Annotated in this window: 13 protein-coding genes; 9 read left to right on the top strand and 4 right to left on the bottom strand. The window is 68.6% G+C overall.

Features of this window, described 5'->3' with window-relative positions; all coding sequences use genetic code 11:
• Positions 1-24: 24 nt before the first annotated feature.
• Entirely contained in the window at positions 25-810 is a 786-nt protein-coding gene (locus tag SJY07_RS24680) for a cation diffusion facilitator family transporter (protein ID WP_380161916.1), read from the bottom strand.
• Positions 810-1,142 (bottom strand): ArsR/SmtB family transcription factor, encoded by a 333-nt coding sequence (locus SJY07_RS24675; RefSeq protein WP_380161915.1) that lies wholly within the window; start codon positions 1,140-1,142, stop codon positions 810-812. The genes SJY07_RS24680 and SJY07_RS24675 overlap by 1 nt, the downstream gene beginning before the upstream one ends.
• Before the next feature lie 375 nt (positions 1,143-1,517).
• Here SJY07_RS24675 and SJY07_RS24670 point away from each other — a divergent pair, with 375 nt between their 5' ends.
• From SJY07_RS24670 to SJY07_RS24645, 6 genes are all read left to right on the top strand, one after another.
• The gene (locus tag SJY07_RS24670; RefSeq protein ID WP_380161914.1) at positions 1,518-3,170 is read left to right on the top strand and encodes a TerD family protein; all 1,653 of its coding nucleotides are present in this window, start codon (positions 1,518-1,520) and stop codon (positions 3,168-3,170) included.
• Between the two features lie 239 nt (positions 3,171-3,409).
• Positions 3,410-3,736 (top strand): hypothetical protein, encoded by a 327-nt coding sequence (locus SJY07_RS24665; RefSeq protein ID WP_380161913.1) that lies wholly within the window; start codon positions 3,410-3,412, stop codon positions 3,734-3,736.
• 428 nt (positions 3,737-4,164) lie between these two features.
• Positions 4,165-5,961 carry a hypothetical protein gene (locus SJY07_RS24660; RefSeq protein WP_380161912.1) on the top strand — a complete coding sequence of 599 codons (1,797 nt, stop codon included), beginning with the start codon at positions 4,165-4,167 and terminating at the stop codon, positions 5,959-5,961.
• 743 nt (positions 5,962-6,704) lie between these two features.
• Complete coding sequence (locus SJY07_RS24655) at positions 6,705-7,016, top strand: DUF4193 domain-containing protein (RefSeq protein ID WP_380161911.1); 312 nt, start codon at positions 6,705-6,707, stop codon at positions 7,014-7,016.
• A 249-nt stretch (positions 7,017-7,265) separates the two neighbouring features.
• Positions 7,266-7,514, top strand: coding sequence for a hypothetical protein (locus tag SJY07_RS24650; protein ID WP_380161910.1), 249 nt, complete (start codon positions 7,266-7,268; stop codon positions 7,512-7,514).
• A gap of 61 nt (positions 7,515-7,575) precedes the next feature.
• Positions 7,576-8,124: a hypothetical protein gene (locus SJY07_RS24645; RefSeq protein ID WP_380161909.1), complete on the top strand. Its 549-nt coding sequence runs from the start codon at positions 7,576-7,578 to the stop codon at positions 8,122-8,124.
• A 38-nt stretch (positions 8,125-8,162) separates the two neighbouring features.
• Here SJY07_RS24645 and SJY07_RS24640 read toward each other — a convergent pair whose 3' ends face one another.
• Together SJY07_RS24640 and SJY07_RS24635 are read right to left on the bottom strand one after the other, a co-directional pair.
• Positions 8,163-12,236, bottom strand: a complete 4,074-nt coding sequence (locus SJY07_RS24640; RefSeq protein ID WP_380161908.1) for a PHP domain-containing protein — start codon at positions 12,234-12,236, stop codon at positions 8,163-8,165.
• 6 nt (positions 12,237-12,242) lie between these two features.
• Positions 12,243-12,818, bottom strand: a complete 576-nt coding sequence (locus SJY07_RS24635; RefSeq protein ID WP_380161907.1) for a hypothetical protein — start codon at positions 12,816-12,818, stop codon at positions 12,243-12,245.
• 380 nt (positions 12,819-13,198) lie between these two features.
• On the opposite strand from SJY07_RS24635, the gene SJY07_RS24630 reads away from it, so the two are divergent.
• The 3 genes from SJY07_RS24630 (at position 13,199) to SJY07_RS24620 (ending at position 16,277) form a co-directional block, all read left to right on the top strand.
• Positions 13,199-13,705 (top strand): GNAT family N-acetyltransferase, encoded by a 507-nt coding sequence (locus SJY07_RS24630; protein WP_380162518.1) that lies wholly within the window; start codon positions 13,199-13,201, stop codon positions 13,703-13,705.
• A 149-nt stretch (positions 13,706-13,854) separates the two neighbouring features.
• Positions 13,855-14,994: a tyrosine-type recombinase/integrase gene (locus tag SJY07_RS24625; protein WP_380161906.1), complete on the top strand. Its 1,140-nt coding sequence runs from the start codon at positions 13,855-13,857 to the stop codon at positions 14,992-14,994.
• 47 nt (positions 14,995-15,041) lie between these two features.
• Positions 15,042-16,277 carry a tyrosine-type recombinase/integrase gene (locus tag SJY07_RS24620; RefSeq protein ID WP_380161905.1) on the top strand — a complete coding sequence of 412 codons (1,236 nt, stop codon included), beginning with the start codon at positions 15,042-15,044 and terminating at the stop codon, positions 16,275-16,277.
• Positions 16,278-16,331: the final 54 nt, after the last annotated feature.

The following is a 16,331-nucleotide window of genomic DNA, read 5'->3' as shown; positions in this document are numbered from 1 at the left end:
CCCCTGAGGCGGAGCACGGCAGGCTCAGCGACAGCAGTCGTCGCCACAATCGCATCGCGAGGAAGCGGCGTTCCCGCTAACTCCGCCCTGGTCTTCCAAGGCACCGGCCGCAGCGGATGGGTGTGGCGTGCTGGGGGCGCAGCAACCCTCCCCGCGCCAAGTTTGCCAGCCCTCGCGCACGGCGATGCCGGCGATGACGACCCCGGCGATCGGGTCGGCCCAGGCCCAGCCCAGGACCGCGTTGAGCACCAGCCCGACCAGTAGCACCGCGGAGAGGTAGGTGCACAGCAGGGTCTGCTTGGAGTCAGCGACTGCCGTCGCCGACCCCAGATCCCGACCTGCTCGTCGCTGGGCGGCGGAGAGGAAGGGCATGATCATCACGCTGAGCGCCGCCAGCACGATGCCGACGTGGGACTCCTGTGCCTGGCCGGTGCCCAGTAGGGCACGAACTGACTCAGCGGTGACGTAGGCGGCCAGGACGAAGAAGGACAAGGCGATGATGCGCAGGGTGCGGTGCTCGCGCGCCTCGCGGGTGGCGTGGTCCCGGGCGGAGAACTGCCAGGCCAGGGCGGCGGCGGAGGAAACTTCGATCACGGAGTCCAGCCCGAAGCCGATGAGGGCGGTGGAGTCGGCCCGGCTTCCTGCGACGAGGGCTACGGCGGCTTCGATGACGTTGTAGCTGATCGTGGCAGCGACTAGGAAGCGGATGCGCTGGGTCAGTCGCTCCCGTCGCTGCTCGTTCTGAAGCGTTCGAGGTGTCTGGGGGGAAGACGGCGTCGTGACCGTGAAGGGCAGGGAGTTGCCGGCCATCAGCAGCACCCCCGCCCCGCGAGGGCGGCGTCGCAGACGCTGGAGTCGACGGTGAGCACCGTGCTCAGCAGGTCTTCCAGCGCTTTGCGCAGGCCACCGTCGGCCAGTTCGTAGCGCAGCCGCTTGCCCTCGGGCACGGCTGCGACCAGCCCGCAGCCGCGCAGGCAGGCCAGGTGGTTGGACAAGCTGGTACGTGAGACCCCGAGCTGCTCGGCCAGTTCGGTGGGGTAGGCGCCGGCCTCGCGCAAGGCGATCAGTACCCGGGCCCGGGTCGGGTCCGACAGTGCGTGCCCGAAGCGGGCTAGGACGTCGACATGGCTCAGCGTCTCCATGGCACGAACGCTACAGCTTTTGCTGACGTCAGTAAACAATGAACTATTAGGTCATCGCTCTGGCGAGATCGCGAAGTTTGGCGTGGCTCGGCGACGGTCGATGCACCACTACCCCCGGGTCCGAAGAGCCAACGAAGGTTTGGTGACGCCGGGCTGGACACCTCAGCTCTGACTGCGACTTGTTGCACACGAAGCGACCTGCGGAAACAGTCGATGACCATGGATAACTGAGCACCTCATCCTCTACATCCGCCTCACCGACCGCCAAGCACCTGCCGCCTGAGGTACGGACGCGAGGGATCACCGCATCAGCTGACGCTGCGTAGTCACTCGTTCTACGATGAGGACCAGCTCAGTCGACCTTCTGGAGTGCCGGTGCTCACCTTGCTCAGCGGCGCTCGCACCCCCCTCACCGGTCAACGGCTGACGGTCGCCACCCACCTCGAGGATCGACTGGACCTGCTGGCCCTGCTCGTCGACAAACGCCGCCAGGCCGCCTCCGATGCAGACCTGATCTTCTGGAACGCCCCCGACGACCGCCACGGTGTCCGCCTGCTCAGCTCCGGGCGCCTGCAGCTGGTCTTGACCCGGGTCCCGGCCTCGATCGAGCGCATCATCCTGGCCGCCTCCCGCGACGGTGCCCCCTTCGCCGACCTGGGATCCCTACGCACCACCCTCGGCAGCGACGACGGCTCCCAGGTACTCCTGCAGGCCGACCACCTCAGCTTCGAGACCGTCGTGATCCTGGGCGAGGTCTACCGCCACCAAGGCGCGTGGCGGGTCAGTTCCGTCGGCGCCGGCTACGCCAACGGCCTCGTCGGACTCCTACGCGATCACGGGATCACCGTTGATGACGACGGGACCGAGAACGCAGCCCCGGCCCACGACCCGATCGCGCCCCGAGCAACTGCTCCAACACCACCGCCACCACCGCCACCAGCTGCGACCCCACCGGCCGGGTCCCGCTCCGCACGGCCAACCTCGAACGGTCCTTCGAGCGGGCCCTCGAGTACCCCACCCAGGCCTGCACCTGCACCTCACGGTGGTCCTCCGCCGCCGGCACCGCTTCGCCCCGACCCCGCCCGACAGGGCCAGCGCGGCTACTGCCCCCACTGCAGCACCAAACTGCCCCGCAAGCTGCTGTCCTTCAGCCCCTGCCCCACCTGCACCCCCCTACGTCAGGCGTGGCTGCGCGACTTCGAACGCATCCTGGCCACCTCACCCCCTGCCGGCCTGGACCAGCACTGGCGGCGCCTGCACGAGCTGGGCCTGACCTACCCCCGGATGCGCCCGGACATCGAGCCGATCGCGCTGACGCACCTGCAGACCGTCGTCCACGTCGCCTTCGCCGACTCCATCATCGAACAGCACGAGATCGACGACTTCGACGCCTGGGTCGCGGCCCTCTCCCTGCAAGACCACCCCCAGGTCACAGTGCTGAGAAACCAGCTGCTGCGCGGGCAACAACTCAGCCTCATCCGCTCCGGAGTCCTACCCCGGGTCAACGTGCACGGCCTGCACCTGCAAGCCGATGAAACCCCCCACCTGCAAGCCCCGGCCACCTACGTCAAACGCAACGCCTCCAGCGAGCGCCTGCACTCCGGCCAGCTGCTCATCACCAGCCGCGGCCTCGCCTTCAGCGGGGCCAGTGGGCACCAGTACACCTACAAGCAGGTGCTGCGGGTCGACGCCTTCGGCCCCGACGTCCACATCCAGACCACCCGCGCCGGTGGGGAGTACATCTACCGCGTCGTGGACGCCGACATCGTCGCCGCCACCGCCGAAGGGGCACTGCGCATCGCCAAGCGCCTGGTCATCGCCCCCGGCCAGCGTGACTCCCGCCGCATCCCGCATGCCGTGAAGGTCGCGGTCTACCAGCGCGATGGCGGCAAGTGCGTGCAGTGCGGACGCAGTGAGTACCTGGAGTACGACCACGACATTCCCTGGAGCCTGGGCGGGGCCACCAGCGAGGACAACCTGCGACTGCTGTGCCGGCGCTGCAACCAGGAGAAGGGCGCGCGCATCTGAAGCAGATCCGATGCAGGTGCGTCCGTCTCGACGTCCCCGCAGACATCCCCATGGCCGGCTCGACCGGCCGGGTGGTCTGCTTCAAGACCCGACCACCACCAGCCGAAACGACGATCATGCCGTTCGCGGACACACACCACGATCTCCCCGCGACAAGCAGCGACCTCCGACCGGGCGCACTGGAGAGCAGGGCTCCCCGGACGGCACCAGCAGCACCAGATGAGACACCGCTCGAGCACGTGCGACTGCTACCCACCGACCCCCGCGACATGGTCCCCTCCGCGGTGCGCTGGGCCCGCGCGGTTCACACCTCGATCCACACCATCTCGCGGGCGCAGTTGCCTCCTCCGTCGCGGACGTCGCTGCAGGCGGTGGTGTGGGTGCTCGCCGCGGCCGCCGACTACGACAACCGCATCCCGTCCGATCACACCGCCGCTGTGCTCGCCCGCGAGGCCGGTGTCGGGGACCGGGTCTGGCAGAAGCGCACCGCGTGGCTCCGCGAGCGGAGCTGGCTCATCCACGGTCCCGGTGGGCCCAGCGACGGCTGGCAGCTGAGCACGCCATGACTCCACCCCAGAGCGAGCCGCAGTCCTGGCCGCAGTCGCAGTTACCGAGCCAAGGGCAGAGTCCGCATCCCTATCGGTCGCAGGCGCAGCGTCACACCGACACCGCCGCGCTCGCGACCCGGCGCACCACGCCGTGGAGCCCAGCCGAGGACGATGAACTCGCCGCGTGCGTCAGCGCTGACGAACTCGAAGCGTTCGCAATGCGATGGTCGCGGACCTTCCGGGCAGTAGAGCAACGCCGGCGACGCCCTCGCCCAATCCCTCACGCCGGGATCCCAACCGGTACCGGTTGGGTCCAGAGCAACTTCCGGCCTAGGCGACCGAATCCTGGTCTTCTTCCTCCTTTCAGCGGGCGGCGAAAATGATTGACGCGGCGTCATCCCGTAGCCCGAGGTGTCGAGATGAGTCCACAACGACAAGATCGTCAGGTGGCTGACAACAAGGACCGCCTCATAAGCAGGCCTACCCATGAGGGACTCCCCCGCCGTGCCTGGACGACGATCGCAGTAGTGTTCCTTGGCGCCCTTGGGCTCGCCAGCATCCTGTGGTGGTTCGCACCGATGTGGGCAGTCAACGACGCCGACCACACGCGAATCACCGCCTCCGGACAAGAGGTACCGGACCGCGAGAAGATCGCTGAAGCAGAAGGAGCGGCTCGCACGCCACTCGGTGTCGCCGGCGCTGCCCTGCTGGCTGGAGCTGCCGCAGTCGCGGGGGCGATCGTCAGCAGCCACAACGCTCGGCTAACACGAGAGTCACTGGAGCAGACTCGGGAGTCCAATCGTCTCGCTGCACTGCGCGACAGCGATACGAAGGAGCACAGCTCCCGAGTCCTCACCCATGAGCAAGCTCGCGCTGACGACGACCGGTTCACCAAGGCCATCGATCAGCTCGGGAACACCAGCGCCTCGGTACGCCTGGGGGCACTGCACTCCCTGCATCGCCTGGCTACCCAGCGCACAGAGCGCACCGAAGTCGTCCTTGATGTCTTCTGCGCCTACCTGCGTCAGCCCTTTCATCACCCAGATCACGACCACGAGCCGTCAGAGCCACCAAGCACGGAGGACCCCACTGGCGACGCATGGTGGCCCCGCGACCACAAGGAACGCGATGAGCGAGCCGCCGAAGGCGAAGTACGCCGTACCGCGCTCCGTCTGATCCGCGAGCTACTGCCGCCAGCCCTACCCAGTGACCAGCGGCCAGACTCAGCCCTCAACGACGTCATCCCTCTGGCGCCGGGCGAACAGCGCTTCAACCTCAACCTCAGCGGTGCGGCGCTCGACCACCTCGACCTCCGTGAACGTCAGGTTGGTGTCCTCGCCTTGGAAGGCGCCTACGTTGCCGGAAGGGTGGTGCTGACACAGGCGCAAGTGGATGGCGCACTGCTTCTGGGCGAGGGAACACACATCCGCAAGGACCTGGTCATCGGCTTGGGGGCTCGTGTACTGCAGGTCTACATGGGTCAGGGAACGCGGGTAGACGGAACGTTGAGGATCAGTGGCGGTTCCCGCATCGAAAGAGGGGTGGACCTCGGACCCGATTGCTACGTCGGAGCCATAGAGATCGCAGGGGCGGCGGAGGTTGACCGCCTCGATCTCGGCGCGGGTGTGCGCGTGGCCGGAAACATCACCATCAAGGACGAGGCCCAGGTGCAAAGGGTCTTGAGGGTTGGGCGCGGCACTCGCATCGGCGGGAAGATTGGTCTGTCTCACGGCCGCCTGCATGGCAATCTCTCTGTCGAGCAGGACGTTCACATCGCACAAGGCATCGAGATTGGCTGGGATTCACTTGTGCACGGGGCCGTACAGATCGGACAAAACTCACATCTGCTGGCCCTAGACGTCGACGCAGGAGCCATCATCGATGGCGGCATTATTCTTGACGGGGCTCACATCGAGAACATGATTACGCTCGACGACGGGGCTCAAGTTCATCGCGGAGTGCGCCTATACAGGCGGGCGATCGTAGGCGGCCACCTAGCCCTACGCTCCGGGGCCCGCATCACCGGGATGGTGTACCTCAACACCTCGGTCTTGCGCGGCCTCACCCTGGACGAAGGCGCCCACCTGGAGCTGCTACGAGTGGATGAACAGGGGAGGTTAGAGCTGCTGGATGTGGCCTCACCGACGCAAATCGGTCGGGTCGAGATGCATCGAGAGTCAGATACCCCGATCGACCTGCTGACCGCGAAGGGGCTTGACGTCGACCTATGGCCAGAAACCTAAGGCTCGGAGTGCAGGTAGTCGGCGCAAAGTGACGGGTCTTCGTAGATCACCTAACGCTGGTGTCGGCCATGCGGAAGGAAGGTTGCGCACCGTACCCCGAAACTCCCAGCCCGCTGCTGCTACTGCGTCACCCTGTGGATCAGCCAACCCCTGTGGAGGAGTTCCCTGGAAAAATCAAGATCGCCCTAACCGCAGCCACTCTGCTCCTGCCGAGGGTGCCGCTGGCCTCCGCAGTCTTGGAGCTAAGGACGCTCGGCCGGCCCCTACCGTCACCGTCACCGAGGCCCCCGACGCCCAGCCCGAAGCAGCCACCGGTGAACCGGCCGCCGCGTCGACCTCGAGTGCACCCGCCGCCGCGGCCAGGTACAGCGAGCGTCTCCGGAGGCCGAGCGCACCGACCCCATCGCCGCCACCCCGTCAGCAGTCCCGTCAGCAGTCGCGTCAGCCGCAGCCGCGGAGGTCTCCCCCGCACGGACCTGCACGGCCTGACTCGCGGCCGGCGACAGAGGCAGCCGATTCGGTATGGAGGGTCACCTTCACGGGAGCGGTCAGGACATGACGCCCCTCCTCCTCAGGTCCGCAGAGCTCCACGGTGAGCGTCGCAAGCGTGGTGAGGGCCACAGCCCGGTGAGGTGTGGCGCGGGCATGCGCGCGGTCTCGACGTGGTTGAGTACGGCGCCCTCGTACCCAGACAAACCGTCAGGGCACCGGGCAGACAACGCACCACACAGGGAGAAGAACTGATGGCAACCGACTACGACGCACCGCGCAAGAACGCCGACGACGACGACACCGACTCGATCGAGGAGCTGAAGACCCACCGCACCGACAAGACGTCATCCTCCCGCGTCGATGAGGACGAGACCGACGCCGCCGAGGGCTTCGAGCTACCCGGGGCCGACCTCTCCGGTGAAGAACTGTCGGTGCAAGTCCTGCCGCGTCAGCAGGACGAGTTCACCTGCACCAGCTGCTTCCTGGTCAAGCACCGCAGCCAGCTACACGCCGCGCAGAGCAGGGGCGACGGTCAGCTGATCTGCAACGACTGCGCCGACTGACGCGTCGTCGTAGCAGGCTTGCCCCGGGCTCGCGTCGATCGTCATCGGGTCATGCGACGGCGGCGCGGCTGCGGAGATGAGCGGGGCCCCGGTCTGCTCGAGCCCTCCTGCTCGAAGGGTGCGTGGTGCGCGCTGCCGCCGCACCGTGAGTTCCCCCAGGCGAGACGAACAGGGTTCTCCTGTCGGTAGCGGTTGGTAGCGTCGTGAGTTGTCGATCTTCAGGGCAGGGTCCGGTGAGAAGGAGCGCGGGTGGCGATCACCGATTTCATCTTCACTCCCATCCTCACGTCTGAGGTGGAGTACGACGTCGTGGGTGAGCGCGGTGGCCGGTGGACGTTGTTCCAGCGCGGATGCACCTACGAGGACGCTGTGGTTGCGCTGGAGGAGGCCCGCTCGGGTGGCCCGTCCGCCACCTGGCACCTGGTGCGCCGTACGACCGCGGTGACGGAGGAACTCATGCCCAGCGGCGCGGTTGAGGAACCTGCCTCGGGACGCTAGGTGGTGGAGAAGCGCGTACTTCGTAGGTCGTGCAGCGGGAATCGAGGGAGAGGTGAGGACGTTGGACACAGCACTGCCGGTCTGGCTCTTGGACGTCGACGGCGTGCTCAACGCCTCCCGCCCTGGTTGGGGTGGACCGCCTCGAACCCGCAACGCCGTCTCCAATGGGGTGGGGTACCGCATCCGCTGGTCCCCGGCGCTACTGGACCGGGTCCGGGCTCTGCACCTCTCGGGCCGGGTGGAGATCCGCTGGTGCACGACGTGGTGTCCAGACGCGGACCAGTTGGAGGCACTCTTCGGGCTTCCCTCCCTGCCGCGCGCGTGGTCGATGCCGTTGTTCGATCAGGAGGCCGCCGCGGCGAAGTTGGCGGCGGCGCGGGAGGTGCTGGCCTCTGGGCGGGCGCTGGTGTGGACTGACGACACCGAAGTTCCCTTGGACGGTCCGGTGCGCGAGGAGCTGTTGCGCGCGGGACCGGCGTTGCTGCTCCGTCCGACGCCTGCTCGAGGTCTGCAGCCGGGTGACCTAGACGCCATCGACGTCTTCCTCGACTCTGTTGCCGCAGCCGTTGCCACCGACCACCGCGATCACGCGCCGGAGAACCGTCGCTGATGCAGCCATCGCAGATGGGTCTGCGCCGGTCGGGTGCGTCAGGTCAACGCGTGCAGCTGTACCGCGAGGACGCTGACCCCTCGGGGGCCGGTGCGGCGCACGCGGCCGGTGACCAGCAGCAGCGAGGCCCGATACAGCAGGTGGTGACTGGTGCTCGCCTGCACGTCGGCGAAGACGGTGACATCGACGCAGCCGGTACCGTCCTCCAGGGTCAGGAACACGACCCGGCGTCCTGAGCGCACCGGCGGGGTCTGGGTCGCCACGCGCACGCCGGCGACCAGGACGTCGACGTCGGTGCGCACCTCCAGCAGTCGCTGCGCCGGGGTGAAGCCTCGCCGGCGCAGTTCAGGCAGGTGTGGGGTGAGGACGTGCTGCTGCAGGTCCATCCCCGTGCTGGCCAGGTCGGTGCTCACCTGCTGCTCCGGGGTCGGCGCCAGATGCCCGGCGGCGGCGCTGGCCAGGTCGAGATCACCCAGCGGCAACGCAAGCTGGCCGGAGTGCCAGCCGGCGAACCGACCCGCTGAACGGCCCACTCCCCTGCCCGCTGACTGTCCCGCCGGCTGCACGGCTGACCGTTCTCCTGGCTGGACCGCCGCGGGCGGCACCGCCGAGGACAACCCCGCCGCGGTGCGTGCAGCGGGCGACGCAGTGCGTTGCGGTCTCGCAGTGCCGGTCTCGGTGCGGGTCTCGACGTCGGCGAGGTCGCTGACGAGAGTTTCCGCAGAAGTAGCTGCAGAGATGACTGCAGTATTGGCGGCGAGGGGCGGTGAGGTCGCTGCGGAGATTCGTGGTTGCGGCACCACCCTTTCCCCGGACCTACCCCTGGATTCAGGCCCGGGCGGGCGTCCTGCTCTGGAGCGGGTACTGATCTGTTGCAGGTGGGCCAGCAGGTCCCCACGGGTCAAGACCCGCCTCAGAGCCCGCTCGCTTCCCTCTCCCCCGTCCGGACTGGTGCTGTGGCTTGCGCGGTAGGTGGTTCCTGGCCGAAGGGATGCACCCACCACCGGGTCCAGGCCGGCGAGGTCGTCCAGGGCTCCAAGACGGGCCAGGCGCAGGAGGGTGGGGCGGCGGGGTCTGGCCCGGTCACGGAAGTCGCCGACGTCGAGGAAGGGCTGCGCGGCGACGATGCGTTCCACCTCGACGGCGTGCAGGTCCTTGACCACGGTCAACGGGGGACGGATCCCCCACCGCTGCTCCCCATCAACCGATGGACCAGCGGGAGTCGGAGGCTCGCTGCGCCAGACGTCGGTGGAGGCCTGGACGTCGACGGGCAGGATCGCGATACCCAGACGTCGAGCCTCAGCCACGAGGAGGCGGCGGGGGTACATGCCGGGGTCGTGTTCGAGGAGACCGGTGAGGAACTGCACCGGGTAGTGCGCCTTCAACCAGGCACTCTGGTAGGTGATCGCGGCGAACGCGGCGGCGTGGGCGCGCGCGAAACCGAACCCGCCGTGGGCGGCGATGAGTTTCCACACCGCGTCGACGACGTCGCGGGGGTAGCCGCGGGCGGTGGCTGCGGCGCGGAAGTCGACCTCCACCTCGAGGCGGGCGTCGGGGTCGGAGAGATGGCGGCGCCACACGTCGGCGCGGGCCAGGCCGCAGCCGGTGAAGACGTCGAGGATGCGCATGACCTGCTCGTGGAAGATGACCACGCCGTGGGTCTCGGCCAGGATCGGGGTCAGGTCCGGGTGCGGAAGGCGGCGGGGGCCGCCGGTCGCGACCCAGCCGTGATGGCCCTCCAGGAACGGGGAGATCATGTCCCCGGCCATCGGGCCGGGGCGGAACAAGGCGACGTCGATGACGAGGTCGGAGAACGCCCGAGGCTGGAACTTGCCCAGCAGCTCACGTTGGCCGGGGGACTCGATCTGGAACACCCCAAGGGTGTGGGTGGAGCGGATCAGCTCGAACGTGGCAGGGTCGTCCAGGGGGATGGTGTCCAGGTCTGGCGCGAGGCCAGGAGTAGAGCCACCGACGAGGACTTGTGCCCCGGTAGATGTTTCCCTGGTTGGCGCGACAGGGGCGGGTTCGTCGACCGGGGACTGCGAACCCGTCGCACCCGCGGCGCGGTAGCCGGGGACGAGATGGGCCAGTTCGGGAACTCCGACCGCGGCGGAACGTGGCGCTGGTTGCGTGTTCTCCGGCGCCGCTGCGGTGCGTTCGATCTCGGTGAGGGTGTAGGCGATGGCCGACTGCATCCGCACACCGAGGACGTCGAGTTTCAGCCAGCCCATCGGGTCGATGTCGTCCTTGTCGAACTGGCTCATGGCCATGCCCTCGATCCCGCACGCCTGCACCGGGGTCCGGGCGAGTAGGGACGCGTCGGAGAGGATCACCCCGCACGGGTGCATCGAGAGGTGCCGGGGTAGGCGGTCCAGGGTGGCGGTGACGTCGACGAGCAGGTCGAGCTGCCGGTGACCGCGTACCAGCTCCGCGAGTTCCCGTAGTTCGGGGAGTTCCGTCATCGCTTGCCGGACGCGGGAGGCGGACACCCCGCGCAGGCTGGCCGCGACTTCGTCGACGACTTCGGGTTCCACCCCCAGGGCGAGGCCGGCGGCGCGGACCGCGCCGCGGGCGCGGTAGGCCTGGGTGGTGGCCATCAGGGTTACGCGTTCGGGCCCGAAGCGGTCGCGGATGGCGCGGTAGATGTCGTGGCGGCGGGCGGACTCCACGTCGAGGTCGATGTCGGGAAGGGTCTCGCGTCGATCTGAAATGAAGCGCTCAAAAAGGAGGCCATGGTCCAGGGGGTCCACGTTGCTTACCCCGAGCAGCCACAGCAGGACGCTGCCCACGCCGGACCCGCGGGCGGTGGCGCGCACGCCGAGGCCGTGGATGAGGCGGACGGATTCGTCGACGGCGAGGAAGTAGGTGGCGTAGTTGAGGCGGTCGACGACGGCGAGTTCAGCGTGCACCCGTTCCTGCACCGCCCGCACCCTGGCAGGGTTCGCGCCGGGGTAGCGACGGCCGATACCGGCATTAGCGCGGGCGCGCAGCATCCCGAGTGCGGCGGCGTAACCGTTCGGGTCGTCGGCGAAGGTGGCCGCGGCGTCGATCCCGAGGACCGCCGGTTCCGGCACCCGCGCTCTGCCCCACCCCAGGTCGGTTTCCGGGTCCAGGCGGCACCGCTCGGCCAGGGCGGCGGTGCGTTCCAGCAGTCCGCCGGCGTGGTCGCGGCCGCGGTGCTCCACCCCGGCGGCGGTGGCGATCTCACGGGCCAGGTCCTCCATCAGCTGCGGGGGTTTCAGCCAGGCCTGGGCGTTGGGCGACAGGGCATGTGCGGCGTGTAGCTCCTCCAGGCCGCGCAACGCGGCGACGGCGTCGCCGACGTCGGCGGTCGGAACGTCGCCGGGGCGCAGAAGCCGCACGGCGTTGGTCAGCACGGTGGGGATGCCGACGGCGGACGCGGCCCGCAGCACCCGGGCGGCGGTGCCGACCGAGGCGGGGTGTCCGTCGCGGGTGAGGTGACACACGACCTCCACCGCGAGTGCTGTGGCGGGTAGGAGTCTGGTCCAGGTTTCCCAGGCGTCGATGACGTCGCGGAGGCGTCCGGTGGCGAGGGCTTGGCCCAGGTCGGTGCCGGGGCCGAGGAGGACGGTGGTGGCGTGTTCGTTGCCGGTGGCGGGGGCCAGGGCGGTGGCCAGGGCGTGAGGGGTGAGGGCGGCTGTTGCGGCGCTGGGGCTGGCACCAGAACTGGTGCTGTTGGCGCGGTGAGCGGTGGTGGTGGCTCGGCACAGCGCGGCCCAGCCGGCTCCGTGGGTGCGGCCGTGGGCAAGGACCACGATGCGCCCAGCTCCCGGTCCGGGACCGGCACCTACCGCGGCACCGCCTGCGGCACCGACCGGCGCCGACGGGTGGGCGAAGGTCTGCGTGGCCCCAGGATGCCTGCTCGACTGACCCGGGCGCAGAGCGAGGTCGACACCGGCGATGGGATCGATGCCGACCGACCGGCAGGCACTGACGTGCTGGATCAGCCCAGCCATCTGACCGCGGTCGGTCAGGGCCAACGCGGGAGATCCGGCGCTCGCGGCGGCCGCGGCCAGGGTGGCGGGGTCAGTGGTGCCGTGGTGGTGGGAGTGCCCGCTGGCGACGTGCAGGTGGGTGAACGGGGTGCTCACGACGGTTCACGGTTCCTCGACGCGCAGGACGTGCCAGTCGTCGCCGGCGCGCAGGACCTCGACGCTGATGGTGACCGGCTCGGACCGAGGCTGTTCCCCCGCGAGGTCGTCGAGGTCTTGGGATCCCTCGTCGAAGTCGTCGTTGTGGTCGTCGTTGTAGTCGCCTTTGTCGCCGCAGCCGAAGTCGTCCGCGAAACCCTCCTCGAGGTCAGCCGCGAGTCCGTCGTGTCGGTCCGCGCTGCGCGAGAGATCCCCTCCCTGACGCGGGTACGTGGGGACGGCGCGCAAGGTAGGCGCCGGCGGCGGGACCTCGGCCTGCAGCCGCCAGCGTTCCTGGTCGACCAGGGCTAGGGCCTGGTCGAGATCGAGGCGACGCTGCGAGCGCCACCAGGGGATGACGGGCCGCTCGTGCCAGCGCACTGCGTGGGTGATCGGCAGCAGCATGCCGCGCCAGCGCACGGCAGTGGGACGGCCAGCGTCAACCACCACGAGCACGTCTTCAGCGGCGCTCGCGGAGAGTTGGTCGAGACGTTCTCCCCCGGTGTCGCCGTCGGGGGCGTACTCGCCGATGGTGGCGGCCATGAGCCTCCCTTCGGCCTAGGTCGAACACTTGTTCGATCAGCACTGTAGGGGGTGGACTGTGGTCTGCGTCGAACCGGCGTGGCGCAGGTGGGCTAACGCTTCATCGGCAGCGCCGTCGTCTGGAGCTCTGAGTCGCTGACGGACTCTGCGGTGTCGTCGCGCACAGCTGTGATGTCTCAGGACTTGGTGAGAGTCGATGCGTCAGGACTTCGGTGACCGTCGTAGGTCTGAGCAGGTGCCAGCCGCCGACAACAGCGCGCCCATCACGGGGTGACGGTGAACTGTCGTCGCTCTGGATCCCCGCATCTGCAGCGTTGCGTGGGAGCGTCACCGCCATGGGGCACGACGTGGTGGGTGATGACGAGGTGGGTGATGACGAGGTGGTCTTGACGACGGATCGCCTTCAGCTGCGGCCCTGGCGGGTGAGCGAGGCCGCCGTGATCCGGCGGCTCTGGCAGGAGCGTGACCCCCGGGTACCGCCACACCGACGACTGGACGCCGACGGGCACCCGACGATCGACGACCTCAAGCAGTGGGTCCGCGCTCAGCGCCCCGCGACGCTGGGTTGGCTCGCGATGGAGCGCAGGCTCGAAGGTGACGTCGTGGGCCACTGCGGCCTGATCGTCGGCGAACGTGTGCCCGCGGGGGAACCGGAGATCGCGTTCGAACTGCTGCGCTGCGTATGGGGTCAGGGCTTCGCCACCGAGGCTGCTGCGGCAGTCCTGGAGTGGGCCGGGTCTTCTGGGCATGAGCGTTTGTGGGCGAGCGTCCGGGAGTGGAACACCGCCTCGCGGCGGGTCTTGGCGAAGGTCGGGTTCGTGGAGGCGGACCGGCTCGAACGCGATGAGGTTTACGGCGACACGGTGTTCGTCACGCGCTCCCTGTGATGGATCGACCGCGCATTGAGGAGGCCACTTCGCATGCACTGCAGGGTGACCGTGGGTTCCGCGCGCACCGCGATGATATGTGGGTGATCGGGGACTAACCTCCGGTCTGAGCCTCACCGGCTCGACGTCCTCAGCGTGGAGGCACCCTCATGACCGTTCTGGATCTTCGACTGACCCAAGGACTGACGCCCTCCGGACTGCCCGCCGTGCGCCTGGGTGAGCCCTGGCTGGACGCCTACCTCGACTTCCTCACCGCCCGCTGTCGACCCAACAGCGTCCTGGCCGCCGGCTACGACCTGAAGGTCTTCTTCACCCTCATCGCCAAGACCCCGGCGGAGGTCACCGCCGCCGACGTGCTGGGTTTCATCACCGCCCAGCGAACAGGATCAGCGGAAGTGCTCGGCCCGGTGATCGCCGTCGTCGCCGACGCCGACGCTGCTGGAGGGGTCAGTGCCCGCACCGTTCGACGCCGGTTGTCCAGCATCAACGGTTTCTACACCTTCCTCCTCGCCCGCGGCGACATCACCGCCAACCCCGTCCCCCTCGGCCTGCCGACACGGCGCGAACACGACCAGCCCCGTAGCAGTCGCGGATCGAGAACCCCGCTGGTCCGCTCCCCGCGGACCCTGCCGGTCATCCTGAACCCCGACGAAGCCGACGCTCTCACCGCTGCCCTGCGCACCCACCGCGACCGCGCCATGGTCGCCGCGATGCTGCTCGGGGGTTTGCGTCGCTGCGAGGTCCTGCGCCTGCGCCTGGAGGACCTGAACGTCGGGGCACGGCGGGTGTTCATCGCCGAAGGCAAAGGCGGACACCAACGCCAGATCCCGATCTCTCGACGCTTCTTCACCCATCTCGGCGACTACCTCAGCCTCGAACGCCCAGCCGAAGCCGACCAGTTGGGGCACGGACACGTCTTCTGCGTTCTCAAGGGTCCCCGCCGCGGGCACCCACTGTCGGCCTCGGGACTCGACGAGGTCCTCGACGGAGCACGGCGCCGCGCCGGCCTGGCGCACGTCACCTGCCATCAACTGCGTCACACCTGCCTGACCCGGCTGCGCGAAGCGGGCATGGCCCTGGAAGCGATCCAGGCCCAGGCCGGTCACGCGTCCATCGAATCCACCCGCATCTACCTCCACCTCGGCGATGACTGGCTGGCGGGGCAGTATCGCCGCGCCGCCGAAGCCATCGATGCTCAAGCGTTCGCTGGCCACCGCACTGCTCCACCCACTCCCGAGGTCATCTCACCGATCACGTCAACGGTCATGGGACTGCGAGGTCGGCGATGAAGCAACCCGACCGCTTCCTTAGCTGGGCCGAGATCGACTCTGAGGCAATGGGTGACGCAACAGAGCTGACCGTTCCCATGCACGCCTACCTGAGGCAGATCGCCACCACGCTGCGCTCCGGCAGTGTCCGTAACTCCGACATAGCGCTGCGCTGCTTCACCCAGTTCATGTTCCAGGAACACCCTCAGATCACCCGCTTGGCTGACGTTCGTCGCGTCCACATCGAGGACTACAAGCCCTGGCTGGCCGCCCGCACCAACCAGCGCGGGAAACCCGTCACCGCCGCCACCCGCGCCCACCGCCTGGGCAACCTACGCACCTTCTTCATCCGCATCCGCGACTGGGACTGGCCGCAGGCCCCACCCACCGTCCCCGTCCTCTTCGGTGACCTGCCGCGGCAGGAGAAACCCCTGCCGAAGGCCCTGGACGATGCCGCCGCCGCGAAGTTCCTGCGCGCCGCGCAGACCCGACCGCGTCTGCTCGAGCGGGTCATCTGCGAGGTCCTGATCCGCACCGGACTGCGCGTCGGGGAGTTCACCGGTCTGCGCCGCGACGCGGTCCGCCAGATCGGTGCTGGGCACTGGCTGCACGTTCCTGTCGGCAAACTCCTCGACGATCGCTACATCCCGCTGCACCCCCAACTGGTCGAGCTCATCGCCGATTACCGTGACCGCTTCGTCGACCCTGCCCACCCGCTGCTGTTGCCGCGGGAGAACGGCATACCCATGGACCGTTACAGCGTCACCCGCTGCCTGAACAACGTCGCCACCGCCGCCGGCCTCGGCCACGTCCACCCCCATCAGATGCGCCACACCCTGGCCACTCAGGCCATCAACCGCGGCATGAGTTTGGAGGCCATCGCTGCCCTGCTGGGGCATCACTCGATGGACATGACCCTTCGCTACGCCAAGATCGCGAATCGGACCGTCGCTGATGAGTACTTCGCCGTCACTGAGAAGGTCGAAGCGCTCTACGCCGCCCACGACCCCGACAACCTCGACGGCGAGAACACCGCACTACCGGCCTCCGTAGCCGGCCCGGAGATGGCCCGCCTGCACCGCGAGATGCATCAGCGGATGCTGGGCAATGGCTTCTGCACACGACCTCCGGCGCTGGATTGCACCTTCGAGTCGGTCTGCGAGACCTGCACGTTCTTCCAGACCTCGATCGCCTTCCGACCGACGTTGCAGGCCCAGTACGACCACGCCGCCGAACATGATCAACAAGGGCGTCAGCAGCTCTTCGCGGGCCTCCTCAGAGGCCTCGACCAGCCCGCGTCCTGACCCCCTTGACACCGATCACCTGCATAAGCGGGATGACCGTGCGCTTCGCGCGCA

Source organism: Kineococcus sp. R86509 (assembly GCF_042466365.1).
In the GTDB taxonomy this organism is placed as follows: Bacteria; Actinomycetota; Actinomycetes; order Actinomycetales; family Kineococcaceae; genus Kineococcus.
Note: the sequence above shows the minus strand (reverse complement) of the source record. Positions and strands in the feature narration are given on the sequence as shown.

Bases quoted from the DNA above. Each gene is read 5' to 3' on its own strand.
- SJY07_RS24675 (WP_380161915.1), bottom strand. From the start codon at position 1,142: ATGGAGACGCTGAGCCATGTCGACGTCCTAGCCCGCTTCGGGCACGCA.
- SJY07_RS24635 (WP_380161907.1), bottom strand. From the start codon at position 12,818: ATGGCCGCCACCATCGGCGAGTACGCCCCCGACGGCGACACCGGGGGA.
- SJY07_RS24625 (WP_380161906.1), top strand. From the start codon at position 13,855: ATGACCGTTCTGGATCTTCGACTGACCCAAGGACTGACGCCCTCCGGA.
- SJY07_RS24655 (WP_380161911.1), top strand. From the start codon at position 6,705: ATGGCAACCGACTACGACGCACCGCGCAAGAACGCCGACGACGACGAC.
- SJY07_RS24680 (WP_380161916.1), bottom strand. From the start codon at position 810: ATGGCCGGCAACTCCCTGCCCTTCACGGTCACGACGCCGTCTTCCCCC.
- SJY07_RS24620 (WP_380161905.1), top strand. From the start codon at position 15,042: ATGGGTGACGCAACAGAGCTGACCGTTCCCATGCACGCCTACCTGAGG.